Source organism: Rheinheimera sp. MM224, assembly GCF_947090785.1.
In the GTDB taxonomy this organism is placed as follows: domain Bacteria; phylum Pseudomonadota; class Gammaproteobacteria; order Enterobacterales; family Alteromonadaceae; genus Pararheinheimera.
This window is the reverse complement of the sequence record NZ_OX352320.1, coordinates 3,456,753-3,481,538: the sequence shown is the minus strand read 5'-3', so window position 1 is coordinate 3,481,538 and position 24,786 is coordinate 3,456,753. Positions and strand designations below refer to the sequence as shown.

Below are 24,786 nucleotides of genomic sequence, written 5' to 3'. Positions count from 1 at the left end.
TCAGGAGGTCCTGATGTCAGATCAGATAAACACTGCGGCACAACCAGTGCTGCAATTACGGCAGATTGATAAAAACTTCCCAGGTGTAAAAGCGTTGCAGCAAGCCCAGCTGAGTTTATATGCCAGTGAAGTGCATGCCCTATTAGGTGAAAATGGCGCCGGTAAATCCACTTTAGTCAAAGTGATGACAGGTGTGCTGCAAAAGGATGCTGGCGAACTGCTGCTGGATTCAACAGCCTTAAGTTTTGCTACGCCCAAAGATGCACAGCAAGCTGGCATTAGCACTGTGTATCAGGAAGTGAATTTACTGCCGAATTTATCCGTAGCTCATAACCTGTTTTTAGGTTCAGAACCTAAGCGTTTTGGCTTAATTAATAAAAAAGCCATGGCACATCAGGCTCGACAATTATTAAGCACTTTTGGCCTTGATATTGATGTCACAGCGCCTTTGTCTGAGTTCTCAGTCGCAGTGCAGCAGTTGGTGGCCATTGCCCGTGGTATAGCGCCAAAACGTGGTGCAGCTTGCACCAAAGTGCTGGTGCTGGATGAACCCACCGCCAGTTTAGATGCCGATGAAGTTCAGGTTTTATTTCAGGTGTTGCGCCAGTTGAAGCAACAAGGTGTGGCCATTGTTTTTATTACCCACTTTTTGGATCAGGTGTATCAAATCAGCGACCGCATTACGGTCATGCGTAACGGCTGTTTTGTCGGTGAATACCAGACTGCTCATTTAAATAAAGCCGAATTGATTGCCGCTATGCTCGGTAAAGAGCTGTGTCAGCAGCGTCATCAGGCGCCTTGTCTGGCAGTGGAACACTCTGAATCCATTTTAACAGCACGGCAGTTAAGTTCTGGCCAGTCTGTGCAGCAGCTCGATCTGGATTTACCTCAAGGCCAGGCTGTGGGGTTAGCGGGTTTATTAGGTTCAGGTCGTACTGAAATTTGTCGTCTGCTGTTTGGTTTGGATCAAGCCGATAGCGGCACTTTAAGTTTTGCAGGTTCGCCTATTAAACTGAATAATCCGGCACAAGCCATAGCCCTTGGTATTGCGCTTTGTCCTGAGGATCGTAAATCCCAGGGCATGATTGCGCCTTTATCAATCCGTGAAAATATCAGCTTAGCGCTGCAGGCTAAACAAGGCTGGTGGCGGGTGATTTCGAAAAAGAAACAGCAGCAACTGGCTGATTTTTATATTGAGAAACTGCAAATAGCCACACCTGACGCCGACAAAGCTATAGGTCAATTGAGTGGTGGCAATCAACAAAAAGTGATTCTGGCGCGTTGGCTGGCGGTAGAGCCAAAGCTGTTGTTACTGGACGAGCCTACCCGGGGTATCGATATTGGCGCTCACGCCGAAATTTTGCAGCTGATCCGGCAGCTCTGTCAGCAGGGTATGTCTTTATTGGTGACGTCGTCCGAGCTGGAAGAACTCACCGCCTTTTCCAGCAAAATAGTGGTCATGCGTGACCGGAAAAAAGTAGCAGAGCTAAGTGGTGAGGATCTGAACCAGGATCGCATTATGGCTGCTATTGCGGGAGCCAGCGTATGACGAACGAGGCAACAGTTTTGAACTCACACCATTCTGATCAATTAGAAGCTAACCAATTAAAAGCGGATCAACTAAAAACCGCGAGGCAGGCGCGTTATAGCCCGGGCCAGTCGGCGCATAAATTCAGCTTATACCTCTATCCTTTAGTGGCTTTAGCTTTGTTATTGCTGGTGAATGTACTGCTGGACCCACAGTTTTTTTCACTGCAATGGCAGGATGGCCGTTTGTATGGGCCTTTGATTGATATTTTAAATCGCAGTGCGCCTGTGGCTTTGCTGGCCATCGGTATGAGTTTAGTTATAGCCACAGGTGGTATTGATCTCTCTGTCGGCGCTGTGATGGCTATTTGCGGCGCAGTCTGCGCTAACTTATTAGTGCTGGGTGACTGGTCTATTCCTGCTGTGATAGGTCTGGCTGTACTGACAGGTTTAGCTTGTGGGTTGGTCAATGGCTTTATGGTCAGTTATCTGGGCATTCAGCCTATAGTGGCGACTTTAGTGCTGATGGTGGCGGGTCGTGGTGTGGCGCAGCTATTAAACCAGGGCCAGATTGTCACCTTTCAGAATCCTGACTTTGCCGCTTTAGGTTCAGGTTCTTTTTTAGGCTTACCTGTGCCAGTCTGGCTGGTATTGCTGGCGCTGCTGATTATGCAATTGCTGCTTCGACGTACAGCTTTGGGCTTATTTATTGAATCTGTAGGCTGCAACGCCAAAGCCAGTCGTTATTTGGGCATAGATGACAGAGGCATTAAGCTGACTGTGTATTTACTGGCTGGTGGCTGCGCAGCTTTGGCCGGTATTATAGCTACAGCTGATATTCAGGGCTCGGACGCCAATAACGCAGGTTTATGGTTAGAACTGGATGCGATTTTAGCTGTAGTGATAGGAGGCGCAGCCTTAACAGGCGGGCGTTTTTCTCTGCCTCGTGCTGTGATAGGAGTGCTGATTATTCAGGCCTTAAGCACCACCATAGTCGTCAGTGGATTACCTTCCAAATTTAACTTATTGATCAAAGCTTTAGTGATATTGCTGGTGCTGATGCTGCAGTCTGAACTGTTTCGTCAGCAGCTTAAAAGCCTGTTTAGTTTTGGCAAGCTGGGTGGAGGAAAAGCCTGATGTCCCGCACTTATTTACCTTTGTGGATCACTTTTGCCCTGGTGCTGTTGATGTTTGGCGCTGGTGCCAGCCAGTTTGATGGTTTTGCCAGTCTGCGAGTGGTTACTAACTTAATTAGCGACAATGCCTTTTTGCTGGTGACTGCTTTGGGCATGACTTTGGTGATTTTATCTGGCGGTATAGATTTATCAGTGGGTTCTGTTATTGCGTTAAGCGGTGTGGCGGCAGCCTTGCTGATTGGGCCCTATCAATGGCATCCACTACTGGCTTTTGCCGTGATATTGCCTTGTGCCGCGCTGTTTGGCGCTGGTATGGGCGCTTTAATTCAGTATTACCAGCTACAGCCTTTTATTGTCACTTTGGCGGGCATGTTTTTAGCCCGGGGTGTGGCGACTTTATTAAGTGAAGAGTCTGTCGCTATTGAACATCCTTTTTATGATGCAGTGGCCGAGTTTGGGCTGGAGCTGCCGGACGGTGGCTGGCTGGGCGCCACTTCTTTGCTCACTATAGCTTTGGTGCTACTGATGTTGGTACTTACTCACTACAGCCGCTTTGGCTCTTATGTCTATGCCCTGGGCGGAAATAGCCAATCAGCCCAATTGATGGGGGTTCCTGTCGCCCGTACTACCATTCTGTTGTATGCCTCAAGCAGTATGCTGGCTGCTATGGCTGGTATTATTTTTAGTTTTTATACCTACTCAGGTTATGCGCTTGCTGCTGTAGGTGTGGAGCTGGATGCGATAGCTGCTGTGGTGATAGGCGGCACCTTACTCACGGGCGGCAGTGGTTTTATTATTGGCACTGTTTTGGGTGTATTGCTGATGGGCCTTATTCAAACCTATATCAATTTTGACGGCAGCTTAAGCAGTTGGTGGAGCAAAATAGTAATAGGGGGTCTGCTGTTTTTCTTTATTGCTTTGCAAAAGCTACTAAGTAAAAAATTACAAAATAAAGCCGGAGGCCACGCATGAGCGAGTTCACCTTATTGCATAGCATCCCGCTTAAAAACAAATTAGGTGAAGGAATAATCTGGCATGGCGCCAGCGAGTCGGTCTGGTGGACCGACATTCATGGCCGCTTTTTGTATCAGTTATTCTGGCCTTCACTGCAGTTAAATACCTATCCGCTGCCTGAGCGCATCAGCTGTTTTGCGTTATTAAATGCACATGACCCAATGCGTTCTGACTATTCCATGCTGGTGGCTTTTGAGTCGGGTTTTGCTTTGTATCAACCTGCAACTCAAGACATCTTTTGGTTGGTTAAACCTGAAACTCATTTATCCGGCAATCGCATGAACGATGGCCGAATCGACCGTCAGGGCAGGTTTTGGGCTGGCACTATGAAAGAGCAGGATCACGGCCAGCATGGCACCTTATACCGGCTGGATCAGCAAGGCTGTCATGCGATGATTGCTGATTTACACATTCCAAATAGCCTGTGCTGGAATAAAAACAGCAGCTTGATGTATCACGCCGATTCACCCACTGGTGTGATTTATTCTTATGGCTTTGATGCGGTTCAAGGTTCTGTAAGTCAGCCGCAGTTTTTTGCCAAAGTACCTGCAGGCGCAGAACCTGATGGTGCAGTAATAGATGCAGAGGATCATCTACTTTGCGCTTTATGGGGCGGCGCTGCTATAGCCCGTTTTTCGCCTTCCGGACAGCAAACTGCATTACACGCTTTACCTGTCAGTCAGCCCACTTGTCTGGCTTTTGCTGGCCCTGATTTAGACCTACTGTTTATTACCACAGCGCGACAAGGTTTAACGGAAGAACAGTTAATGGCCGAACCAGATGCCGGTAGTTTATTGATATATCAGTCACCTTATCAGGGCTTGCCTGAGTCAGAACTGGCGGTGCTGGATTGGGTTGCTTTGCAAAAAAACGGAGGTGGTTATGTGGAAGCTCTGTAGTCTTTTGCTGATAAGCCTGCTGAGTTTTAATCTGTTGGCGCAAGATGCTAATCCACTCATTAAAAACCGTGCCGATCCCTGGGTCTATCGCGCTGCAGCAGATTCTTACTACTTCACAGCTTCAGTGCCTGAATTTGATCGTATTGAGTTACGCCACAGCTCAAGCATTAAAGGTTTAGCACAGGCAGCACCTAAAGTGATCTGGCGTAAAAAAGACAAAGGCCCTATGAGTGCTAATATCTGGGCGCCTGAACTGCACCGTATAGACGGCAGCTGGTATATATACTGTGCTGCTGGAAAGAGTGAAGAAGCTTTTCATATCCGCACTTATGTCCTGAAAAACAGCTCTGCTGATCCATTGCAAGGGGAGTGGCAAGAGCTGGGGCCACTGAACACCGGCTGGGATAGTTTTAATTTGGATGCCACTCACTTTGAGCATCAGGGCCAGCATTATCTGGTCTGGGCACAGCAGGATAAAAACAAAAGTTATAACAGCGCTTTGTGGATAGCTAAAATGCGTAGCGCCACAGAGCTTGAATTACCCGCTACTTTACTGGCAGAACCCACTCTGGATTGGGAGCGGTTGGGCTATAAGGTCAATGAAGGGCCTGCAGTGCTGATTAAAAACGGCAAAGTCTGGCTTGCCTATTCAGCCAGTGCTACCGATCACCGCTATGCTATGGGCTTGCTGAGCGCTTCTGCAGATGCAGATTTATTGAAGACCGAAAGCTGGACCAAAGCGGCCAAACCGGTGTTTTACACCAACGACAGCCTCAAACGTTTTGGCCCTGGCCATAACAGCTTTGTGTTGGCCGAAGATGGTGCTACTTATTTAATGCTGTATCACGCCCGTGATTACAAAGAAATTCAGGGCAATCCATTGCAGGATGGCAATCGCCATACTCGTGTGCGGCCTGTGTACTGGACAGACAAAGGCCAGTTAGACTTTGCGCAGGATAAGCCTGACTAACCTATTGAGCTAGTGCACGTCATCAAAAAATACACGCCTTGTAACAATTTTGTTGCAGGGCGTTTTTGTTTTTCGTTTAGTCTTAATCTTTTGCTTTGCTTATTCCCTGATGCCAAGAAGGGATTGCAGGGCAAAGCTTTGACAAAACACAGGCAGGGAGAAGGTATGAAGTTAAAACATTCAGCTTTGGCGCTGATGCTGGGGCTGGTTTTCAGTTCAGCACAGGCGACAGAAGCTAAAGACATCCAAAGCTTTACGCTTAAGAACGGTATGAAAATTCTGGTGCTGGAAGATGCATCTATTCCCAATGCCAACAGCTATTTATTCTGGAAAGTAGGTTCACGCAACGAATACCCAGGCATTACAGGTATTTCGCATTTCTTTGAACATATGATGTTTAACGGCGCGAAAAAGTACGGCCCAAAGATGTTTGACCGCACTATGGAAGCAGCTGGTGGCGCTAACAATGCCTATACCACTGAAGATTTAACTGTTTATACCAACTGGTTCCCTGCCAATGCGTTGGAGACTATTTTTGATTTAGAAGCTGACCGTATAGGCCATTTGGATATCAATGCCAAAATGGTTGAAAGCGAACGAGGCGTAGTGGCTTCTGAACGTACTACTGGTCTTGAAAATTCCAACTTCCGCACTATTCAGGAAGAAATGAAAGGCGTAGCTTTTCATGCCCATCCCTATAGCTGGTCTGTGATTGGTCATGAGTCGGACATCAAAGCCTGGACTTTGGATGACTTAAAGCGTTATCACAAAACCTATTACGCGCCGAATAATGCGGTGATGGTGGTGGCTGGAGATGTCAAACTCTCCGAAGTGAAAAAGCTGGCAGAGCAGTATCTGGAACCTATTCCGGCCCAGCCTAAACCTGAAGCTGTACGCACTGTCGAGCCAGAGCAAAAAGGCGAACGTCGTGTTTATGTACAAAAAGCTTCGGTAACCAGCCCTAACTTGTTGTTAGGTTTTCATATTCCGGCCAGTTCCAGCCCGGATTATTATGCGCTGGATTTGCTGAACTATATTTTAGGTGAAGGCAACAGCTCACGTTTGTATCAGGGCCTGGTTGACAAAGAACTGGCAGTGGATGTGTTTAGCTATTTGCCTATGTCCTTTGACCCGAACCTGTTTTATCTGATGGCTGTCGCCAATCCTGGCGTCAAAGCTGCGGATCTCGAGACAGCGTTGATTGGCGTCATTAATAAAGTAGCCAAAGAAGGTGTAACTCAAGCTGAGCTGGAAAAAGCCAAAAACCAGAAGCTGATGCAGTTCTACCGTGAAATGGAAACTATCAATGGTAAAGCCGATATTATCGGTACCTACGAGCTGTATTTTGGCAGCTATCAGAAATTGTTTGATGCGCCGAAAAATTATCAAAAAGTCACTCCTGCTGACATTCAGCGGGTGGCACAAAGTTACCTGAAAAAATCCAACCGCACTGTTGCCGTGCTGGACTCTGCTGAGGATAAAGACCTATGAATGTTTTAACTAAAACTTCAAAAGCAGCTGCGCTGGTTTTATTAAGCTCTTTTGTGTTTGCTTTGCCTACTATGGCAGATCAAGCAAAGAGCCAAAATAGCTTCCAGTTACCAGCCTATGAGCAGTTAAAACTCGATAATGGTTTAACTGTGTTTTTATTACCACAACATGAAGTACCGTTAATTACCGTGCAAGCCACAGTACGTGCTGGTGCAGTCAACGACAAAATGGCAGGTTTAGCGCAACTGACCAGTCAGGCCTTATTACTGGGAGCAGGTGGTAAAACCAAAGCTGAGATTGAACAACTGGTCGACTTTTTAGGTGCCAGCTTAAACAGCGATGGCTCTATGGAAGGCTCCAGTCTGCAAGCCAACTTTATGGCTAAAGACACCGAACAAATGCTCTCTGTGCTGCACAGCGTACTGACTCAACCCAGTTTTGATAGGGCTGAGTTTGAAAAATTAAAAGCCCGTCAGATTGCCGCTGTGGCTCAGGCCAAAGAGAGCCCACGTATGGTGATGGATCAATACTTCAATAAGTTAGTATTTGGTGCTCACCCTTATGGCAATAGCATTTCTGGTACTGCAGAGTCGTTAAAAAGCATCAGCCAGCAGCAAGTGAAAGATTTCCACCAGAGCTTTTATCAACCAGCTAATACCGCCATCAGCATAGTGGGTGATTTTAAGCCCGCAGTGATGAAAGCACAGCTGCAAAAACTTTTTGCCAGCTGGAAAAGTAGCGCTGCGGCGACACAACCTGATTTAGTTGCGGCTTTACCTGAAGCCAGTAAAGCCAAAGTGTTGTTAGTCAATAAAGCGGATGCGATAGAAACCACCTTCAGTATTGGTGGTGTTGGCATTAAGCAGGATAATCCGGATTATGTCGGTATCAGCGTGGTGAACACTGTGCTGGGAGGGCGTTTTACCTCCTGGCTGAATGACGAGTTGCGGGTAAACTCTGGTTTAACTTATGGCGCCCGTTCTGGTTTCGAACGTTATTCGGCCAGTGGTACTTTTACTATCAGTAGTTTTACCAAAACTGAAAGCACCAAAGCAGCTGTAGATTTAGCGCTGAAAACCTACCAGCGGTTATGGGATAAGGGCATAGATCAAACCACGCTGGACTCCGCCAAAGCTTATGTCAAAGGCCAGTTCCCACCTCGTTTTGAAACCAATACAGCCTTAGCTGGCTTGTTAGGCGATATGTATCTGTATGGTTTTAATCAGGACTTTATCAACAGTTTCCAAAGTAAGGTGGATCAACTGACAGTGGCTGAAAGCAAACGTCTGATCAATAACTACTTTCCTAAAAATCAGCTGCAATTTGTGCTGATTGGCAAAGCTGAAGCCATTAAAGACATCGCCAAAAGTTATGGTGAAGTCACACAAGTGGAAATCACTGCAGATAGTTTCTAGTCAAAAGCTATGGCCCTGCAGCAACGCAGGGCCTTATACTTAAGCCATAGCCTCTTTAGATAAGTACTTCGCTTGAAGCTTCAGTCCAAACTCGTCATTCTGTTGTTAAGCCTTTGTTTGTTGTGCTCTTGTACACCACAGACCAGGTCAGCTTTTAGCCAGCATATTTATATCTGGCAGCGGATTTGGACTGCTGAGCATGCCGTTGCTTTAGCACAAAGCAAAACAGATTTCACAGAACTCAGGGTATTGGCCTTGCAGCTGCATCAGGCAAAAAATGGTCCTGTCTGGACTCAGGCTACCGTTGATTTGCCTCTGCTTGCTGCTGATGGACGAGCTGTGCATATGGTGGTGCGGCTTGATGGTCAGCTCAAACAACTGCCAACCACTGTGTTGCAGCAAAAACTGCTGACGCTACTGCAATTATGGCAACAGCAAGGTGTGAAGGCCACTCAACTTGAGTTGGATTATGACTGCGCCAGCAGCCAGCTCGGTGCTTATGCTGCATGGCTAAAAGACTTACGTCAGATGTTGCCTCAGAAAATAGTTTTGAGCATTACTGCTTTACCGGATTGGTTAGGTAAAGTTGGTTGGCATGAGCTGCAACAGCAGGCCGATCAACTGACCTTGCAAGTGCATTCAGTATTATCACCACAGCAAGGTTTATTTCAGGCTGAACTTGCCAAAAGCTGGGCACAACAAATGTCAGCAGAGGCGCAGAAGCCATTTTATATTGCTGTACCCTCGTATCATTCGGCCTTGCTGAAACAAGGTGATGGCTGGCTGGTGGAAAGTGAACTGCCACTGCAAAGTCAGGCCAAACGAAAAGAGTTATGGCTGGATGCTCAGCAAGTGCAGGATTTTAGTCTGTGGCTGCAGCAACAAAACTGGCCGCTTCTGCGGGGGTTGGTCTGGTTCCGTTTGCCTTTGCCATCGGATAAACGCAGCTGGTCTTATGCTCAATTACAGGCAGTTAGCTCGGGCAAACCTCTGGTTGCCGATTTAAACATCAGCGTGAAAGATAAATCACCACAGTTTGAATTAGTGGCCGAAAACCATGGTTTTGTTGCGGCTCAATTGCCTGCAGAGATCCACTTGTCAGGCAACTCCTGTAGTGCCGCTGATGCCGTATCAGGGTACCAGCTCAACTTTTCAAAAGACAAAAATCAGCTGCAGTTTATGTTATCCAAAGCTGAAGCTGTGCTGCAACCTGGGCAACGCCTGGTGTTGGGTTGGGCTTTATGCCAAAAGCTGTCTGTCGCAAAAATAACTGAATCAAAATCTCAAGGATGATTTTATGTTGAAATTTAACAAAGCCTTATTGCTGACTAGCCTTGCATTGACGAGCAGTGTTATGGCCTGCGGCCCGGATTTTCCAATGATGCTGAGTTCGGACAGAGCCCAGACTTTTGCTGTACTGCCTGAACCTGTGTTTTTAGTGGAGGTTCAGACTTTAGCCTCTGTAGTGCCTGATCTTTCTGCTGTATTAGCCAAACCCGGAGCTGTTGTATTTGAAGACTCATACGATTATCAGAATGACCGTTGGGTAAGCGCCACAACACAAGCTGAGCAGCAGTTGCTGAGCAATGATCAGGCAAAGATAGTCCAGCAGATGAGGCAAAGCAGTACAGTGCCGCAGGCTTTGTCTGTGGGTGAAGCTTTACCCGCTGAATTACGTTTTTATACTGCGGCGGCTGTGGCTTTTGCCCAAAAAGACTATCAGCAGGCCATTCATTTATTTCGTCAGTTGCTGGCTTTGCCTTTAGAGCAACAACAGCAAAGGCGCAGCTGGGCTTTGTATTCATTGGCCCGGGCCTTATTGCAGCAAAAAGTAGTAGAGCAAAACGATCAGAACCAAAATACTGAAGTCTCAGCTTTGTATAGCCAGTTACAACAGGAAGTAGCGGCTGGACTTCCTGATCCTTTGCAGTTGGCAGTGGCCAGTTTAGGTGAGCAGGCCAAACTGGCTAAACAACAAGGCGACTGGGCGGGCGCTATTGGTTTATATGCAGCACAAAGCCGCTGGAGTGAAAGTGGCCGCGCTTCTTTATTGCTATTGAGTAAAGAACTGGCCGCTATGCCGGATCAGCAATTAATACCTTTAGCACAAACTCCTGCAGTGGCGGCTTTATTAAGTCGTTACCTGATGACACAGTTCAGTGCTTTAAGTTATCTGCAGCCAGAGCAACTAGAGCGATTACTGGCGGTGCTGAATCAACTGCCGGACATTCAACTGAAAAATGCGACTCAACTTGCCACAGTGGCTTATCAGCAGGGCCAGTTTGCTTTGGTAAAGCTGTTATTGCCTCATCTGGATCAAAGCCCGCAGGCCTGGTGGCTGCAGGCAAAAATGGCTTTAAAAGCAGGGGATAGCAGTAAAGCGGCAGAGTTTTATGCCAAAGCCAGTAAATCTTTTGCGCCATTGGCAAAACAGGCGGAAAAGCCAGCAGTGCAACAGGACTACTACAGCAAAGTGTCCATAGACGAATTACAAACACAACAGCACTGCAGGATCCAGGCAGAACAAGGTATTCTGGAATTAAGCCGTGGTGATTATCTGCAGGCCATCTCTTTGCTGACAGCGGCAGGCTCTGAATATTGGCAGGATACGGCTTATATTGCAGAGCGGGTTTTGACGCTGGATGAGTTAATAAGTTTTACCGCTTTGCATCCTGTGACAGCAGTACCGGAAAAAGCGCAGTGGCATTATTTTGGTGATACAGCAGTCGAAGTTTTATTGCATCACTTAACCGCCAGACGATTAATGCGTGCAGGTGAATACCAGCAAGCTCAGGCCTATTTTGTTGACCCCGAATTAAAGCAGCTGGCGAAGCGTTATCAGCAGCATGCAGAAAAAGCGGCAAGCAGCTGGACTGACAATACTAAAGCTCAGGCCTTATTTGAACAGGCAAAGCTAGCCAGAGAGCATGGCCTGGAGTTGTTGGGTTTTGAACTGGCACCGGACTATCAGGTGTTTTATGGTCAGTATGAGCCTTATGAAATTGAGGCGAACACACCGGCTTTACCTACTACAGAGTTACAACGTGTAAAGAGTTCAGCTTCAACCTACAACAACAGATTTCATTACCGGCAATTGGCAGCTGAACTGTCCGCAGAAGCAGCGAAGCTTGTGCCACACAACAGTCAGGCTTTTGCTGCTACTTTGTGCCATTCAACAAAATGGCTACTACTACGCCAGCCAGAACTGGCAAAAGGTTATTATCAGCAGTATCTGCAACAAGGGCCTTATGTCCGTTGGGGTGCTGAATTCGGTCAGACCTGCCCTGAACCAGATTTTATGGCGGCGAAAAAGCGGCAGCAAGACAACTGGCAACAGCAAATACGCCAGTCCGTCAGGCCTTTTAAACTGCCGATTTATAGTGCTGCTGTAATAGCGCTATTGGGTTTAGCTTATCCGTTTTGGCGGCGTAGAACACAAAAGCAGGGCAGGGCTTCATAACGCCTGACGGACTTCTTTTGGAAAACTATATTTGTAATACAATAATATTGAATTATTATTAACCCTGTCTATTGAAGACGAGCTGGCAGCATAGCTGGCGTTTTTATCCACAACGACAGGGGATTTTATGACGACTAATAGTTTTAATCATACTTCTAAAAGGGCGCCACTATGGTTGGCGCTGAATTTGGTGTTGCTTTCCGCTTGTGGAGGTTCAGGTGGTTCTGAACCCGCTGTAACTCCACCAACAACAGGCAATCCACCGCCAGTGGTGATACCTCCGCCAGTTCTTAATGCACCCACTTTTACTAATGTGGCAGTGCACGACCCTTCAGTGATTAAAGTTGGCTCAGAGTTTTATATCTTTGGCTCTCACTTAGCAGCGGCTAAATCTGCCGATTTACAGAACTGGACCTTAGTCGCTGATGGTGTAAATGCTAACAATAAGTTGATGCCTAATGCCGCGACTGAAATCAAAGAAACCTTTGACTGGGCGCAAACGTCCACCCTTTGGGCTGCTGATGTGATTGAAATCGGTGGCAAGTTTTATATGTACTACAACGCCTGCAAAGGGGATTCACCGCGTTCTGCTTTAGGTATTGCAGTGGCAGACTCAGTGGAAGGTCCCTACAAGAACCAGCAACTGCTACTGAAATCCGGGATGTGGGGCGAACCCAGTGAAGATGGTTTGATTTACGATGCCACCATTCATCCTAATGTGGTGGATCCGGATGTGTTTTTTGATAAGAACGGCCGCTTATGGATGCTGTATGGCTCCTATTCGGGTGGTTTGTTTATGATGGAGCTGGACAAAACCACCGGTGTGCCATTGCCGGGGCAAGGCTACGGCAAACACCTGATGGGGGGTAATCACAGTCGGATAGAAGGTGGATACGTGCTGTACAGCCCTGACAGCGATTATTATTACCTCTTTGTATCCTTTGGTGGCCTGGATGCCAATGGCGGCTACAACATCCGTGTAGCGCGTTCCAGTAACCCTGAAGGGCCTTATTTTGATGCGCTGGGGAATTCGATGGCTGACGTAAAATCCAACCCGGCTTTGCCTTTATTTGATGATGCCAGCATAGCGCCCTATGCCGAAAAACTCATGGGTAACTTTTTGTTTGAACGCCAAAGCAGCGAGGCGGGCACAGGCATTGGCACTGGTTATGTGTCGCCTGGTCATAACTCGGCTTATTACGATGAAAACTCTGATCAGTATTTTCTGCTATTTCATACCCGCTTTCCACAGCAGGGCGAACAGCATCAGGTACGGGTGCATCAGATGTTTATCAACAAAAACGGCTGGCCTGTAGTAGCGCCACATCGTTATGCCGCCAACACTGACAAAACAGTAACGGCAGAGCAGTTGGCGGGCAGTTACAAGCTGATTGAGCATGGCAAAGATATTTCGGCGCAAATTAAAAACTCAGTCAGTATTAATCTGTTAGCCAATGGCAGTATAAGTGGTGATAAAACCGGCAGCTGGGTGTATGGGACTAATCAGCAGATCAGTATCAACCTGGAAGGCAGTGGCAGCTTTGAAGGTGTGGTATCACGGCAGTGGCATGAAACACCAGCCAAATGGACTGTGACTTTTAGTGCTTTGTCGACCGAAGGTAAAACAGTCTGGGGTTCGAAGAACTAACACCGGGGTCAGGCCTTGCATGTTGCGGCCTGCTGCAACATGCAAGGCCTGACCCCAACCCAAAAGAAAAAACCCAGCCGAGGCTGGGTTTCAATTTATGGCAGGGGTACAGGGATTCGAACCCCAGAATGGCGGGATCAAAACCCGCTGCCTTACCGCTTGGCTATACCCCTGCAGAACTGTTGTGACTAAAATTGTGTAATGTGATGATTACACTGCCACTTCAATTAAATGGCAGGGGTACAGGGATTCGAACCCCAGAATGGCGGGATCAAAACCCGCTGCCTTACCGCTTGGCTATACCCCTGCAGAAACTGCAGAATTCTTACTTGCTTGGTGCGGAAAGAGAGACTCGAACTCTCACGCCTCGCGGCGCTGGAACCTAAATCCAGTGCGTCTACCAATTTCGCCATTTCCGCAAACACTGGACGAACAAATTAAGTGGTGGCTACAGCGGGAATCGAACCTGCGACCCCAGCATTATGAGTGCTGTGCTCTAACCAGCTGAGCTATGTAGCCACTGTGTCTTAGTTGTCCTAAGCAAGTGGCGCGTATTATGCTCATCAGGCTTTTTTGCGTCAACCGTTTTTTTACCACATCTTTGTCTATTCGGTTTGTTTGCTGGTTTTCTATGCAAGTTGATGTCAACACAGCCAGTTTTTTCGCTTTTTCCGCTGCTTGTTTGGTCTTATACGGGGTTTCCGGTAGTATCGGTTTGTACTTAAAACTAAAAAATAAGCGGCTTCTGTACAGAGCAAGCCAGAGGAAAACCAATGTCCACAGATGTAAAACAGGCCCGTTGGCCACGACAAATCCCCTACATTATTGCCAGTGAAGCTTGTGAGCGCTTCAGCTTCTACGGTATGCGTAATATTTTAACGCCTTTTTTAATGACGGCTTTACTGCTTGCTGTGCCTGAGCATTTAAGAGCAGGTGAAGCCAAGGACGTATTTCACTCTTTTGTGATAGGCGTGTATTTTTTTCCTTTATTAGGCGGCTGGTTAGCCGACCGTTATCTTGGTAAATACAACACTATTTTATGGCTGAGCATTGTTTATGTGATTGGTCATTTGTTTTTGGCCTTGTTCGAAACCAGTAAGGAAGGCTTTTACACCGGGCTATTTTTGATAGCGCTGGGGTCCGGCGGCATTAAACCTCTGGTTTCAGCCTTTATGGGCGATCAGTTTGACCAGAGTAATAAAAAGCTGGCGCAAAAAGCCTTTGATATCTTTTATTTCACTATTAACTTCGGGTCCTTTTTCGCCTCCTTATTAATGCCGCTGACACTGAAGTACTTTGGTGCTGCCGTTGCTTTTGGTATACCAGGCGTGCTGATGGCATTAGCTACCTTGTTTTTCTGGCTCGGCCGAAAACGTTATGTGCATATAGCGCCTGAACCTAAAGACCCGCATAGCTTTTTAAAAGTAGTGAAAACTGCCTTATTATCGAAAGAACAAGGCAAAGCCAATGGCGGCCTTTATCTGGCTTTAGTAGGTTTTGCGTTAGCGTTGTTTAGCTTAAGCCAAACCCCAACTTTAGGTTTTGTCGCAGCCTTTTGTTTAGCTTTAGTGCTGGTGATGGGTTTTGGTGGTGCTGGTGCAGCTATTCAGTTGGAAAGGGCACGAGGTGTGCACCCTGATATAGCCGTAGATGGTGTGCGCTCCGTGTTGCGTATTTTGATCCTGTTTGCGCTGGTTACGCCTTTCTGGTCTTTGTTTGATCAAAAAGCCTCGACCTGGATTTTGCAGGCTAATGATATGAGCAAACCAAACTGGTTTGAACCCGCCATGATGCAGGCATTAAACCCGCTGCTGGTGATGCTGCTGATCCCTTTTAACCATATAGTCTTGTATCCGCTGTTGGAACGTTGTGGTGTGCGTATTACCGCGTTACGCCGTATGGGCGCCGGTATTGCTTTTGCGGGCTTAAGCTGGATTGTAATTGGTTCAGTACAACTGGCGATGGACGGTGGCACAGTAATGTCTATTGTCTGGCAGGTATTGCCTTATGCACTGCTGACTTTTGGTGAAGTACTGGTCTCGGCCACTGGTTTGGAGTTTGCGTACAGTCAGGCACCAGCTGCTATGAAAGGCACTATTACCAGTTTCTGGCAGTTGTCGGTGACGGTGGGTAACTTATGGGTGCTGCTGGCGAATAACAGTATTCGAAGCGAAACAGTGTTGTCGCATGTAGCCTCCACAGGTTTGTCGCAAACCGCTTTCTTAATGTTCTTCTTCGCGGGCTTTGCTTTGCTGGCTGCTGCTATTTTTGCGCTTTATGCCCGCAGTTATACCATGTTGGATAATTATCGAGCCGTATAATAGGGCTGCGGTTTAAGCGTTACTTTCTCTGATATAAAACAAACCCGGCTTTTAATACCGGGTTTGTTTGTGAAGTGATCCGACCCAACAGCTAAGACAGCTTTACCAGACTGACCTCAAGTACATGTTCAATCTTTTGTTTTTTGCCGCTCCAGACGTATTTGTAGTGTCCGGCCTGAACAGGGATGCTGACAGCCTTAGGCTTAAAGGCAGCAATACATTGCCCGCCTGGGTGCCGAACACTGTTGTATACCAAGCCATTGCTGCCTGAAGCACGCAATGTTTTTGCGAAATGTTGTGGCGCTGCATAATCATGGCTGTTATGTAGAGCGCCAAATTCAGGGCCGCGGATATCGTGCAGGGGCAAAACGACTGTATTGATATAACAGCGCATCGTCAGTTCGGTATCAGGCTCACGGGTTGCGGCTAAAAATTGCTCCCGATGATAGATAGTTTCTGCAAAGGCTGTGGCTAAGCTATTTGCAGCGTAGTACACCCCATATGCTGTGCCATCGCTGAATCGGGTTGCGGTTCTGATATGAGTAAAAGCGGCCATCACAGGAGAGCTGCCTGGGCCGGAAATTCTATCTTCTAAAGACACCAGCGCCAAATCACCTGCTTGCTGACGCAGCCTGTCGTTGGTAAGCGATTCCAGCGCAAATACGATGTCCAGCTCTGCCGGGCTCGCGACCTCTTCAAATAAATTGATGGGCGGGAAGTGACTGGGAACCAGCCGGTATAACTTTTCCCAGTCAGGCAGGCAGGTATTAACCTCGTTGTGCATCAAGATACCTGCGCATATCACTCAAATGCATCACGCTGCCTTTAAGCATAAAATCCAAAGCCGTTTCGTTGTTAAAGGCCGCATTGGGTTTCTGTAGCCAGGCGTCGGCTTGCTCGCGGCTGGCAAATAAAATACCCAGAGCTTTGTAAATCCCCATGACGTAGGAGATCCGTTCCAATGTGTCGGGCGACAAACTGGCTATTTTGCCTTTCTTCCAGTTATAAAAGGTGGATTCAGCAGGTTTGCCCAGTAACACCATTTGGTCTTTGGCTTTCACCTGCCATGCATTCATGATGTTAAAAAACACGCTAAGCGCAACCTGAGCCGTTTTCTCTGGATCTTGTTGTAATACCGCCTGTGTATTTGCCGACATCATGGCTCTCCGCTATTTCTTTGGTAAAAGAATACTTCATAATTGGAGTTTATTCAATTTTTACTATTATTTTGCAGTGGTTTGGGGCCTGGAACTGAGCTGTCTGGGGGCTATTTTCAGAAAAGTCAGGCTTTGGCAACTTTAGGACGTAAATCATCGACCAGGCGTTTTCTGCTGCTACGCTGGTACTCAGCAGGTGAAAAAGGCATGCTCGAGATAGCGTAGTCGTCAATCAGTTGTAGAAGCTCACTGTTGCTGATGCCTGCTGGTGAGGGATTACTGCCGTTTTCTGTTAGCTCTGTCAGTTTATGCTGCAGTACTTCCTTTTGGGCTATGTTGGTTCCGCTGGAAGGATCGGCAATACAAAGGCCAAAAGTGCCATTCAAAAAGTAGGGCAGGAAATCCTGGATCTTTTTTTCAATCATTTCAGGCTCTTTGAAGTAGTCCCGCAAGCCAAGCTCCAGCTCATGGCTTAATACTGAGAACACTGCATCACGCTCTTGGCCTGCCGCGGCTTGATCTGCAATTTTGACCCATCTGCTGCATTCGGGACGAAAGTAATCGCCATAAATAGATTCTTCAGTTTCAATAACCCCAAAAACTGCGGAACTTATAGTGTTTCCATCGCAAACGTACGTAGGTTGTGGCACCGCTTTGGCCGCAATAAGCTGATCCAGACGCTCGACTGTGATGCCCAAAAGCGAAACGAAGGTTGGCTTATCAACGAAGTGTTTTTGCAAATAAGTTTTTAACAACACAGGTTACTCCAAACTATGGGGATGAGGTTTTCGCCACACATTCTGGCTGTGGTGTTCTGCAAAAATTACGAGGTTTCATATGAGATTAGATGCATAGATTCGCCAAAATCCGCATCAATAGTACTGCGGTGTTTAGTAATTTGAAACTTAAGATTTGCTTCAAAAAATCTGGGGGCAAGACGCAAGACTTGACCCCCGTTTCCATTGCGCCAAGGATTAGAGACAGATTCACTTACTGGGGGCTTATGTCAAGCGGCCCCTTGCGCCTTAGCATCTTCATGATACGCTTTAAATGCTAAGTACGATTTACTATTGCCATATGAGCTATATGGTAGCTTTAGGTTTTTGATGTTAACCAATCCTCCTGCGACAAAACCATCTTCATCAAACACCAGATCTTCAAAGAATTTGCATTCACTTAACACATGGTATGGAACAGATTTGTAATGACTGCAGATAACGCACAGAAAAATTAATAAATCATGAGGGATTTTTCTTTTAAACTGAGCGCAATAGAAGTCACTAAAATCTTTACCTTCCGCGGCCAACCATCTTAACTGGTAAATTGCATGTAGCGAATATTTCAAAGAGTAAATAAGTTTCTCAAATAATACGTAGTTTTCTATAATAAGCCTCGTAAGCGCCGAGTCGTCTTGTGTGTCACAAAAAACATATTTATCAAGTGTAGAAGTAACACTCTCTCCATAAATAATAACAGCCTCCCTATGTTCACTTCGTCCCACATAGTCACATGATACACTTCCACTTTTATTTTTAAAAAAATCTCCAAAAAGACCTAAGTCGATACTCGACAATGCAGGGGATTGAGCAACTATATCCTTATATATTGGATACCCATTTGAATACTGCAATCGTTTTTCCATGTCAGGAAAGTAATATTTCACTGTAAATCTACATCCTTGCAAAACCTTTAAATCATTCTCAAATTGATCAAGGGCTTTTAAAAATAACTGCTCGAAATTTTGTAGCTTAGATAAAAGAAGCTGAGATTCATTGGCTTCGCTCAATTTCTCATTTGCTTTGGATGTTTTCGCAAGCTCGTCCCTTGTAAGCCTTAGCTCTTCGGACTGAATGCGAATGGTATAGAGCAGAGCCATGAAAGAACAAAACGCCAAGAAAGGGTTGAGCATTCCGCCAAAAAAATCTCCAGCTTGTCCCCAGACAGCAGGATCAGTTGATAAACCTTCTCCGATATGAGACGAATAAAACATCGCTAGGTAAGCAAATACGGAATAAACAGACGATGCAACAATTACGTACAACCACAGCCAGGCAAAACTTTTACCTATGACTTTAAATACTGTATTAATATCTTTCGTTTTTCTGACTTCTTCATGTATTCTTTTAAAATACCTATATCCCCAGAACACAGTCAAAGTAATAAACAGAACTACAAAAACTGTGTCATAAAAGCTTAAATGCTGTTTGTTGCTTAGAACAAACCTACAAAAGTCATTATTAATACCTTCGCATGATGAAATAATCATTGATCCTCATTCACCTTCTAAATACCCCGCGGCCTGAACAAACCAGCCTCGGTAACAGCACAGCCTTCGGATGAGGACTGAAGCAACAAATTTACTGAACATAAGCATCTTTTACAGAGTCAAAAAATTGATTCAGAGAGCTACTACCGAAAGTAGAGTTCAGAATGACTATTAATTTTTCTTCAGTGATTCTCGATTGAAGCCACAATATACCTACAGCAGTTTTAAGTTCATTTTTATAGAATGCAACTTCATCAATAAACCCGATTACTACAAGTTGGCGCAAAAGAAGTTCAGAACTATAAACTAGTTCGACGAGTTCGTTTATTCTCGATCCGAGAGAAGGTGTAACGTTTCCCAACTGAACAAACTCATGAGACAGAAAATTTATATACTGTTGTCGTTTTTCCAAACTATCATTTTCATTAATTGAGGAATAACCTTTAATTACAGCGTGCAATAGTCCCAAAAGAGAACTTTTTGGATAGGTTAGCTGATGAGACACGACTATAAAAGGGTCTGAAATAATCCTTCTAGCAAGTTCTATCTTGCCATTCAGTTGTGTAGAAATAGATTGGTATTTAATCAGTCTTGCCTGAGAGTCTACATTCTCTTTTTGCTGCTTAAGATTTTGCTCTTCAAGTAAAGCAGTGCGTTCAGCAGCAGAAGCAGAGCGAGCCATTTCCTCTCTCGACAGGCACATCTCATCTCTCGTTTGAGACATTTCTGCTGATTGTAACTTTATCGTGTACAGCAGAGCCATAAACGATGCGAATGCCAGTACTGGATTCAGCATCCCGCCAAAGAAATCCCCTACCTGCCCCCATTTTTCAACTGATGTAGCAAAAGGATATTTGGAAAACATCTCCAAAAACGCACTGATAACATAAAGAACAAAGACTGCCAGAATTGCAAGTAATATAGCTAAAGGTGTACTAACTGGAAACCATTCTTTATTTCGAAAAATTAAGATTAGCAACATGACCAATACGAACAAAACTGTAACAACTGCGCTAAACCAGTCAACAGGTAGTTTCTGCAAAATCTCTAACACATAATATCCCTCAAATGACCCAACCGCCTCAACAAACTCAGCCTCACTAACAGCCAAATCTTCAGACAGCAGATACTGTGTAATTTGCTTCAAAGTATGCAGCTTCTCAGCGTAATGAAACTCTGATTCAGCAGCGACATTGCTCTGGTGTCTCGAATGTGTGCAGCAGCCTCTTCCTGGTGCATGCAGAGTAACCTGGTACCAATGCTGAATCGTGGAACTGAGAGGAGTACGTGAATGGATTGGTCCATAGCGGTGGCTTTCTCGTCCTTGAGTTAGCTCTTAGGATGGACCGGATTTAGTGAATAAACAATACTATCTGTGTAATTTATAGCTCCAATAAAAGCCTGTTGCCGTTCCTATAAAGTAAAATAATGAATTTAAAAACTTAGAAATGCTAACAATAGGACCATCTTTTTTCACGCTTTCGCGCACAACTGACATATCTAACCAGTCGCCAATAAACAAGAGGAAGAATACAAAAGCTACCACTCCATCAATTACGCCAATTATATCTGTGTCCATCCAGTCAAAAAGGTAGGACAAAGCGTAATAAGAGCCGAAGTAACATAGGGCGCCAAGACAGCCGCCACCAGACAACAATCCTAAAAGATTTACAAAAACCTGAGACAAACTCTCTGCAACCATACTTTAAACGACCATCTTTGGAACATTTTTGGGGGCAGGTCTCGCAGCGTGCCCTACAAGCTTTCCTGATTTAGTTTCTGTGAGTTTAAGAATAAACTCAAATAAGAAAATTCATAGTAAAAACAAGCAATTAAGGAAGATGACATAAATCTAAATATGAATGAAACCAAAAACCGGACTAAAAAGTCCGGTTTTCAAAGATAACGTAAAACCTAAGCGTTAAACGTTAAACAAGAAATGCATTACGTCGCCGTCTTTACAGACGTAGGTTTTACCTTCAACACGCAGTTTGCCTGCTTCTTTGGCACCGGCTTCACCTTTGCAGGCGATAAAGTCGTCGTATGACACCACTTGAGCGCGGATAAAGCCACGTTCGAAGTCGGTGTGAATAACGCCTGCTGCTTGTGGTGCTGTTGCGCCAACTGGAATAGTCCAGGCGCGAACTTCTTTTACACCAGCAGTGAAGTAGGTGTGCAGGTTTAGCAGTGAATAACCGCCACGGATCACGCGGTTTAAGCCTGGTTCTTCTAAGCCCATAGACTCTAAGAATTCTGCTTTTTCGCTATCTTCCAGCTCAGCAATTTCAGATTCAATAGCAGCACAGATAGACACCACAATAGCGCCTTCTTTGGCAGCTATGGCTTTGACTACGTCTAAGTGTGGGTTATTTTCAAAACCATCTTCCAGTACGTTAGCGATGTACATAGTAGGTTTGATGGTCAGGAAGTTCATGTACGACACCAGAGCTTTTTCGTCGTCGCTTAATTCCAGCTGACGTAAAGTTAAGCCTGATTCTAAGTGTTTTTTCACTTTTTCCAGCACTTCCATTTCAGCTTTAGCGTCTTTATCACCAGCTTTGGCTTTTTTGCTAACACGGAAAATAGCTTTGTCGGCGCTGTCCATATCGGACAATACCAATTCCATATTGATGGTATCGATATCGTCAGCCGGATCAATTTTTCCTGCAACGTGGATAATGTTTTCATCATCAAAACAACGTACTACGTGACCAATGGCGTCTGTTTCACGGATGTTGGCCAGGAATTTATTACCTAAACCTTCACCTTTAGAAGCACCTTTTACCAGGCCAGCTATATCGACGAATTCCATAGTCGTTGGCAGGATACGTTGTGGTTTTACAATGTCGGCCAGTTGCTGCAAACGCAAATCAGGCACAGGCACCACACCGGTATTTGGTTCGATAGTACAAAACGGGAAGTTAGCCGCTTCAATACCAGCTTTTGTCAGTGCGTTGAACAGAGTAGATTTACCTACGTTTGGTAAACCAACGATGCCACATTTAAAACCCATGGGTGTATCCTTTGTGCTTAGACGGCAAAGCCGTGCTGTTTGCGAACCGGACGCGCTTAAACTTTGGCTTAAGCCGCGCTAAAACTATGTAACCTGTGCTGCGCTTTAATTAAGCCATCGCTTAACCAGAGTTCAAAACAACGCATCGACTCATCCAGAGCTTCGTCGATCAGCTTCTGTTCGGATTGCGGTGCTTTGCCCAGCACATAACCTGTGACTAAATCTTTGTGGCCAGGATGACCAATACCCAGTCGCAGGCGATAAAAATTGGCATTATTGCCGAGTTTACTGGTGATGTCTTTTAAACCATTGTGACCGGCATGGCCGCCACCCAGTTTAAATTTAGCTACGCCGGGCGCTATCGCCATTTCGTCGTGAGCCACCAGAATATTTTCGGGTAAAAGTTTATAGAACTGCGCCATAGCTGCAACGGCTTTGCCACTTAAATTCATGTACGTAGTGGGAACCAGCAATTTATATTCCTGACCTTGGGTGACAAATTTACCAGTCAGGCCAAAAAATTTACTGTCAGGACGAAGAGAAACGTTATAGCGGCGGGCAAGTTGTTCTACAAACCATTGACCTGCGTTGTGGCGGGTCTGGCTGTATTCTGGGCCTGGATTACCCAGGCCCACAATTAACTGAATTGCTTCAGTCATTACTCAGCTGTGTCTTCGTCTGCTTTGCCAGCAGGCTTGTTCACAGTAACAACGGCTTGGTCATGACCAGCGCCTTTGGCTAACTCAGTGATAGTTACGCCAGCAGGAACTTTAATGTCTGACAGGTGCAGTGTTACACCTACTTCAACGTTGGCTAAATCCACTTCAATGAATTCTGGCAGGTTCTGTGGTAACACAGTGATAGCCAGTTCGTTGATGTGGTGAGCAACTACACCACCTTTCTTAGTTGCAGCAGCTTCGTTGATGAAGTGTACTGGAACTACAGTGTGTAACTCGTGGCCAGCTTCTACGCGTTGGAAGTCAACGTGCATAACTTTTGGCTTGAACGGGTGACGTTGCATAGCTTTAACGATAGTTTTTACTTCTTCACCGCCAACAACGATAGTCAGGATGTGAGTGTAGAAACCTTCGTTAGCCTGAGCTTGTAACAATTTAGAGTGATCTAAAGTGATAGACAGAGCTTCTTTGTGACCACCGTAAATGATAGCTGGTACTTTGTCTGCGTGACGTAGGCGGCGGCTCGCACCTTTCCCTAAATCAGAGCGGACTTCTGCATTTAACGTGTAAATGGCGTTTGACATGGTATTCTCCAAAAATTAATAGACCCTGAGTTCCGCGACCTGACCCCAGGAAGAAGCCTTTTTACCCGGCGAAGTTAAATTCAGCCGACGCAAAAAAGCGCGCTATGGTATCACTGGAGCCTTAAGGCTGCAAATGAAAGCTACAAAAAGGCAAGTATAAAAAAAGGCACCGCAGAGGTGCCTTCCTTCATCTTCCACTCGATATTAATCAAACATTGAAGAGATAGATTCTTCGTTGCTGATACGACGGATACATTCGGCCAGCATATCGCTTAAGGTCAGCTGTTTTACTTTGCTGACTGCGCGCATTTCTGCACTCAGCGGAATAGTGTCGGTGATGATCAGCTCGTCGATCACTGAGTTTCTGATGTTCTCAGCGGCGTTGCCAGAGAAAATCGGGTGAGTAGCGTAAGCAAATACACGTTTGGCGCCTTGTTCTTTTAAGGCTTCAGCGGCTTTGCATAACGTACCGCCTGTATCAATCATGTCATCGACAATAATACAGTCGCGATCTTTTACATCACCAATGATATGCATCACCTGAGACACGTTGGCCTTAGGACGACGTTTATCGATAATGGCTAAGTCAGCATCGTTCAACAGTTTGGCGATAGCACGGGCACGCACTACACCACCGATATCCGGAGATACCACTACTGGTGCAACGAATTCACGTTTGCGCATATCTTCCAGCAACACCGGGCTACCAAAGACGTTATCAACAGGAACGTCGAAGAAACCCTGAATTTGCTCAGCGTGTAAGTCCACCGTTAATACACGGTCCACACCTACGCTAGATAAAAAGTCGGCCACTACTTTGGCAGTGATAGGCACACGGGCAGAACGCACGCGTCTGTCCTGACGGGCATAACCAAAGTAAGGGATAACAGCAGTAATACGACCGGCAGAGGCGCGGCGTAAGGCGTCTACCATAACAATGAGTTCCATCAGGTTGTCATTGGTTGGTGCACAGGTAGACTGGATAATAAAAACGTCAGATCCCCTGACGTTTTCATTGATTTGTACACAGACTTCACCGTCACTAAAACGGCCGACTTCGGCATCGCCCAGCTTGATATATAAACGGCTGGCTATCTTCTTGGCGAGTTCTGGTATGGCGTTACCAGCGAAAATCTTCATGTCGGGCACGGTAGGATCCTCAGGGCAGTTTGTGAGTCCGGTTAATAATGCAGCAGGCTTTTTGTGTC

General features: G+C 45.9%; 21 protein-coding genes and 4 tRNA genes. 11 read left to right on the top strand and 14 right to left on the bottom strand.

Annotated features, from left to right (window positions below; genetic code table 11):
- Positions 1-13: 13 nt before the first annotated feature.
- The 10 genes from OM978_RS16440 (at position 14) to OM978_RS16395 (ending at position 13,560) form a co-directional block, all read left to right on the top strand.
- Positions 14-1,549: a sugar ABC transporter ATP-binding protein gene (locus OM978_RS16440; RefSeq protein WP_264343348.1), complete on the top strand. Its 1,536-nt coding sequence runs from the start codon at positions 14-16 to the stop codon at positions 1,547-1,549.
- On the top strand, positions 1,546-2,664 hold the full coding sequence (locus OM978_RS16435; protein WP_264343347.1) for an ABC transporter permease: 1,119 nt from the start codon (positions 1,546-1,548) through the stop codon (positions 2,662-2,664). The genes OM978_RS16440 and OM978_RS16435 overlap by 4 nt, the downstream gene beginning before the upstream one ends.
- The gene (gene yjfF / locus OM978_RS16430; RefSeq protein ID WP_264343346.1) at positions 2,664-3,635 is read left to right on the top strand and encodes a galactofuranose ABC transporter, permease protein YjfF; all 972 of its coding nucleotides are present in this window, start codon (positions 2,664-2,666) and stop codon (positions 3,633-3,635) included. The genes OM978_RS16435 and yjfF overlap by 1 nt, the downstream gene beginning before the upstream one ends.
- Positions 3,632-4,576 (top strand): SMP-30/gluconolactonase/LRE family protein, encoded by a 945-nt coding sequence (locus OM978_RS16425; RefSeq protein ID WP_264343345.1) that lies wholly within the window; start codon positions 3,632-3,634, stop codon positions 4,574-4,576. The genes yjfF and OM978_RS16425 overlap by 4 nt, the downstream gene beginning before the upstream one ends.
- The gene (locus tag OM978_RS16420; protein ID WP_264343344.1) at positions 4,560-5,546 is read left to right on the top strand and encodes a family 43 glycosylhydrolase; all 987 of its coding nucleotides are present in this window, start codon (positions 4,560-4,562) and stop codon (positions 5,544-5,546) included. Before OM978_RS16425 ends, OM978_RS16420 begins: the two co-directional genes overlap by 17 nt.
- A gap of 165 nt (positions 5,547-5,711) precedes the next feature.
- Entirely contained in the window at positions 5,712-7,037 is a 1,326-nt protein-coding gene (locus OM978_RS16415) for a M16 family metallopeptidase (protein ID WP_264343343.1), read from the top strand.
- A complete protein-coding gene (locus OM978_RS16410) occupies positions 7,034-8,452 on the top strand; it encodes a M16 family metallopeptidase (protein ID WP_264343342.1) in 1,419 nt (472 codons plus the stop codon). The genes OM978_RS16415 and OM978_RS16410 overlap by 4 nt, the downstream gene beginning before the upstream one ends.
- A 72-nt stretch (positions 8,453-8,524) precedes the next feature.
- Complete coding sequence (locus tag OM978_RS16405; protein WP_264343341.1) at positions 8,525-9,745, top strand: DUF3142 domain-containing protein; 1,221 nt, start codon at positions 8,525-8,527, stop codon at positions 9,743-9,745.
- A 4-nt stretch (positions 9,746-9,749) separates the two neighbouring features.
- On the top strand, positions 9,750-11,912 hold the full coding sequence (locus OM978_RS16400; RefSeq protein ID WP_264343340.1) for a hypothetical protein: 2,163 nt from the start codon (positions 9,750-9,752) through the stop codon (positions 11,910-11,912).
- A 127-nt stretch (positions 11,913-12,039) separates the two neighbouring features.
- Positions 12,040-13,560 (top strand): glycoside hydrolase family 43 protein, encoded by a 1,521-nt coding sequence (locus OM978_RS16395; RefSeq protein WP_319633880.1) that lies wholly within the window; start codon positions 12,040-12,042, stop codon positions 13,558-13,560.
- 98 nt (positions 13,561-13,658) lie between these two features.
- On the opposite strand, the gene OM978_RS16390 is transcribed toward OM978_RS16395, so the two are convergent.
- The 4 genes from OM978_RS16390 to OM978_RS16375 all read right to left on the bottom strand — a co-directional run bounded on the left by OM978_RS16390 (position 13,659) and on the right by OM978_RS16375 (position 14,079).
- Positions 13,659-13,733 (bottom strand) — tRNA-Gln (locus OM978_RS16390).
- Between the two features lie 59 nt (positions 13,734-13,792).
- Positions 13,793-13,867 (bottom strand) — tRNA-Gln (locus tag OM978_RS16385).
- A 27-nt stretch (positions 13,868-13,894) separates the two neighbouring features.
- Positions 13,895-13,979, bottom strand: a tRNA-Leu gene (locus tag OM978_RS16380).
- Positions 13,980-14,002: 23 nt separating this feature from the next.
- Positions 14,003-14,079: transfer RNA gene (locus OM978_RS16375), tRNA-Met, on the bottom strand.
- A gap of 254 nt (positions 14,080-14,333) precedes the next feature.
- Here OM978_RS16375 and OM978_RS16370 point away from each other — a divergent pair.
- On the top strand, positions 14,334-15,881 hold the full coding sequence (locus tag OM978_RS16370) for an oligopeptide:H+ symporter (RefSeq protein ID WP_264343339.1): 1,548 nt from the start codon (positions 14,334-14,336) through the stop codon (positions 15,879-15,881).
- Between the two features lie 91 nt (positions 15,882-15,972).
- Here the strand turns inward: OM978_RS16370 and OM978_RS16365 are convergent, their stop codons facing one another.
- The 10 genes from OM978_RS16365 to OM978_RS16320 all read right to left on the bottom strand — a co-directional run bounded on the left by OM978_RS16365 (position 15,973) and on the right by OM978_RS16320 (position 24,718).
- The gene (locus tag OM978_RS16365; protein WP_264343338.1) at positions 15,973-16,665 is read right to left on the bottom strand and encodes an RES family NAD+ phosphorylase; all 693 of its coding nucleotides are present in this window, start codon (positions 16,663-16,665) and stop codon (positions 15,973-15,975) included.
- Complete coding sequence (locus OM978_RS16360) at positions 16,649-17,041, bottom strand: MbcA/ParS/Xre antitoxin family protein (RefSeq protein WP_264343336.1); 393 nt, start codon at positions 17,039-17,041, stop codon at positions 16,649-16,651. Before OM978_RS16360 ends, OM978_RS16365 begins: the two co-directional genes overlap by 17 nt.
- 122 nt (positions 17,042-17,163) lie before the next feature.
- Positions 17,164-17,796: a DUF6058 family natural product biosynthesis protein gene (locus OM978_RS16355; protein WP_264343334.1), complete on the bottom strand. Its 633-nt coding sequence runs from the start codon at positions 17,794-17,796 to the stop codon at positions 17,164-17,166.
- 248 nt (positions 17,797-18,044) lie between these two features.
- Positions 18,045-19,304, bottom strand: a complete 1,260-nt coding sequence (locus tag OM978_RS16350) for a hypothetical protein (RefSeq protein WP_264343333.1) — start codon at positions 19,302-19,304, stop codon at positions 18,045-18,047.
- A 91-nt stretch (positions 19,305-19,395) separates the two neighbouring features.
- The gene (locus tag OM978_RS16345) at positions 19,396-20,451 is read right to left on the bottom strand and encodes a hypothetical protein (RefSeq protein WP_264343332.1); all 1,056 of its coding nucleotides are present in this window, start codon (positions 20,449-20,451) and stop codon (positions 19,396-19,398) included.
- Positions 20,452-20,673: 222 nt separating this feature from the next.
- Positions 20,674-21,006: a hypothetical protein gene (locus OM978_RS16340; RefSeq protein WP_264343331.1), complete on the bottom strand. Its 333-nt coding sequence runs from the start codon at positions 21,004-21,006 to the stop codon at positions 20,674-20,676.
- A gap of 219 nt (positions 21,007-21,225) precedes the next feature.
- Positions 21,226-22,317, bottom strand: a complete 1,092-nt coding sequence (gene ychF, locus OM978_RS16335; RefSeq protein WP_264343330.1) for a redox-regulated ATPase YchF — start codon at positions 22,315-22,317, stop codon at positions 21,226-21,228.
- A 68-nt stretch (positions 22,318-22,385) separates the two neighbouring features.
- Positions 22,386-22,976, bottom strand: coding sequence for an aminoacyl-tRNA hydrolase (pth, locus tag OM978_RS16330; protein ID WP_008899749.1), 591 nt, complete (start codon positions 22,974-22,976; stop codon positions 22,386-22,388).
- Entirely contained in the window at positions 22,976-23,578 is a 603-nt protein-coding gene (locus OM978_RS16325) for a 50S ribosomal protein L25/general stress protein Ctc (RefSeq protein ID WP_264343328.1), read from the bottom strand. The genes pth and OM978_RS16325 overlap by 1 nt, the downstream gene beginning before the upstream one ends.
- 204 nt (positions 23,579-23,782) lie before the next feature.
- Complete coding sequence (locus OM978_RS16320; protein WP_233010809.1) at positions 23,783-24,718, bottom strand: ribose-phosphate pyrophosphokinase; 936 nt, start codon at positions 24,716-24,718, stop codon at positions 23,783-23,785.
- Positions 24,719-24,786: the final 68 nt, after the last annotated feature.

Excerpts from the sequence above, each read along its gene's own strand:
- OM978_RS16440 (WP_264343348.1), top strand. The coding sequence starts at position 14 with ATGTCAGATCAGATAAACACTGCGGCACAACCAGTGCTGCAATTACGG.
- OM978_RS16435 (WP_264343347.1), top strand. The coding sequence starts at position 1,546 with ATGACGAACGAGGCAACAGTTTTGAACTCACACCATTCTGATCAATTA.
- yjfF (WP_264343346.1), top strand. The coding sequence starts at position 2,664 with ATGTCCCGCACTTATTTACCTTTGTGGATCACTTTTGCCCTGGTGCTG.
- OM978_RS16425 (WP_264343345.1), top strand. The coding sequence starts at position 3,632 with ATGAGCGAGTTCACCTTATTGCATAGCATCCCGCTTAAAAACAAATTA.
- OM978_RS16420 (WP_264343344.1), top strand. The coding sequence starts at position 4,560 with ATGTGGAAGCTCTGTAGTCTTTTGCTGATAAGCCTGCTGAGTTTTAAT.
- OM978_RS16415 (WP_264343343.1), top strand. The coding sequence starts at position 5,712 with ATGAAGTTAAAACATTCAGCTTTGGCGCTGATGCTGGGGCTGGTTTTC.
- OM978_RS16410 (WP_264343342.1), top strand. The coding sequence starts at position 7,034 with ATGAATGTTTTAACTAAAACTTCAAAAGCAGCTGCGCTGGTTTTATTA.
- OM978_RS16400 (WP_264343340.1), top strand. The coding sequence starts at position 9,750 with ATGTTGAAATTTAACAAAGCCTTATTGCTGACTAGCCTTGCATTGACG.
- OM978_RS16395 (WP_319633880.1), top strand. The coding sequence starts at position 12,040 with ATGACGACTAATAGTTTTAATCATACTTCTAAAAGGGCGCCACTATGG.
- OM978_RS16370 (WP_264343339.1), top strand. The coding sequence starts at position 14,334 with ATGTCCACAGATGTAAAACAGGCCCGTTGGCCACGACAAATCCCCTAC.
- OM978_RS16365 (WP_264343338.1), bottom strand. The coding sequence starts at position 16,665 with ATGCACAACGAGGTTAATACCTGCCTGCCTGACTGGGAAAAGTTATAC.
- OM978_RS16360 (WP_264343336.1), bottom strand. The coding sequence starts at position 17,041 with ATGATGTCGGCAAATACACAGGCGGTATTACAACAAGATCCAGAGAAA.
- OM978_RS16350 (WP_264343333.1), bottom strand. The coding sequence starts at position 19,304 with ATGATTATTTCATCATGCGAAGGTATTAATAATGACTTTTGTAGGTTT.
- OM978_RS16340 (WP_264343331.1), bottom strand. The coding sequence starts at position 21,006 with ATGGTTGCAGAGAGTTTGTCTCAGGTTTTTGTAAATCTTTTAGGATTG.
- ychF (WP_264343330.1), bottom strand. The coding sequence starts at position 22,317 with ATGGGTTTTAAATGTGGCATCGTTGGTTTACCAAACGTAGGTAAATCT.
- pth (WP_008899749.1), bottom strand. The coding sequence starts at position 22,976 with ATGACTGAAGCAATTCAGTTAATTGTGGGCCTGGGTAATCCAGGCCCA.
- OM978_RS16325 (WP_264343328.1), bottom strand. The coding sequence starts at position 23,578 with ATGTCAAACGCCATTTACACGTTAAATGCAGAAGTCCGCTCTGATTTA.
- OM978_RS16320 (WP_233010809.1), bottom strand. The coding sequence starts at position 24,718 with ATGAAGATTTTCGCTGGTAACGCCATACCAGAACTCGCCAAGAAGATA.